A 342-nucleotide genomic window follows, 5' to 3' on the forward strand; every position below is an offset into this window, starting at 1 on the left:
AAACACATAGGCATCGCTATTGCCAAGATCTCTGTAAAGCGCTTCATCACCATCGTTCTCAATGAGTGCCAGCAAGCTGCCGTCGCCATTCAGATCGCTCTGGAACTGTCCCTCGAAAGCGGCAATCTCCTCGTCACTCAGGCCAGTGCGCCCACCGATATAGGCACCGTTTGAGTTTAGGGTCCACAGATCAATACGTTCACCATCACCGACCTCCCAAAGCAATGTGTAGGTTCCATCGCCATTGGCCGCGATATGGCGCGCCTGCGTGTTGGCAAAGCTTGAAGGGTTGACCGTTGCGCCACCAGTGGTGATCTGGATCAGCTCGCCATCTGCATTGGT

1 protein-coding gene is annotated in these 342 nt (G+C 54.4%); it reads right to left on the minus strand.

The genetic code is table 11. The features are described 5' to 3' along the window. On the minus strand, nt 1–342 hold a 342-nt coding region (locus tag VWY34_RS01625; RefSeq protein WP_416548742.1), incomplete at both ends, for a hypothetical protein.

This window comes from Phaeobacter sp. JH20_02 (assembly GCF_048056915.1).
GTDB lineage: Bacteria > Pseudomonadota > Alphaproteobacteria > Rhodobacterales > Rhodobacteraceae > Phaeobacter > Phaeobacter bryozoorum.